The sequence below is a fragment of the Phocaeicola sp. RTP21198st1_B8_RTP21198_201120 genome, assembly GCF_040929485.1.
GTDB lineage: Bacteria > Bacteroidota > Bacteroidia > Bacteroidales > Bacteroidaceae > Phocaeicola > Phocaeicola dorei.
Genome location: NZ_JBCOCI010000591.1, coordinates 1 through 1,006, shown reverse-complemented (window position 1 = coordinate 1,006; position 1,006 = coordinate 1). Strand labels below are relative to the sequence as shown.

Here is a 1,006-nt window from a genome sequence, read left to right as displayed (position 1 = left end):
GGCCAATATGAAGCTGCTGATATTACCAGTAGATTTGCCCGATTATCTGCATCTACATAAGCGTTCGGCTGTATGTTCTTGTTGGGAGATAAAGCTCCTAATGCAGCCCAGTCACGTAAATATTGGGAAGCATTCGTGCCGAGTACTATATTGGCATAATTGATAACCTTCTGGCAGTTAGAAAAATCCGGCTGTGTGTAATATAGATAAAAGCGGGCAGCAAATGCATAGGCAGCCTTTTTATTAAAATGATATTTCACTCGTGAGTAAATATTGTCGTCGATTAGAGGCAATCCTTCTTCTAAATCGGCTGCGATATTTTGATAGACTTCAGCAACAGTTCCGCGTGAGTATTGTGGATTTACAGATGTTTCCGGTTCCTTTATGTAAGGTATACCTAGGTCTTTATCTGCATTTGTACCATACGCTTTGCAGAATGTGGTAGCTAGTACGAAATGATTATATGCGCGACATATTAGAGCTTCACCTCTTTGTGCTGACAATGATTGAGGGTTTCCCATTTGCTCGATGGCTGCCAGGGCTTGGTTGGCCGATGCAATCGAGTTATAACAATCATTCCATAAGGCATGAGGTGAGTCTTGATTCTCTTCAGTGGTTTGCTGCCAGCGATACAAGTGCTCGTTTAACCGGAAAAGATAGCTGTATGCTTTACTATTTTCATCAATGTTGTCACTGTAGAATTCGCCTATATGACAGTTGGTGGTCATTGGGTATGCAGATACCAATACTTTGGTAATGCTCTCTTCGGTAGTTAGCTCAGTTCGGTTGTCCGGCATTTCATCCAAAAAATCACTACAGGAGGTTATTCCCAGGCATAAGGTTGAAATGACTGCTGTATATAATACGTTTTTATATTTCATCATTTTTATAATTATCTGAATGGTTAAAATCCTAATCTAAGAGTTAATGTGAACTGACGAGGTACAGGGGAGGCAACTCCACCGGTATTGAAGAATTCCGGGTCCTGTCCGTTTAGCTTCTTATC

Annotated in this window: 1 protein-coding gene; it reads right to left on the bottom strand. The window is 41.0% G+C overall.

Annotated features, from left to right (window positions below):
• Positions 1-881, bottom strand: an 881-nt coding sequence (locus tag AB5935_RS28365; RefSeq protein ID WP_368328152.1) for a RagB/SusD family nutrient uptake outer membrane protein, incomplete at its 3' end; no start/stop codon positions are given.
• Between the last annotated feature and the right edge of the window lie 125 nt (positions 882-1,006).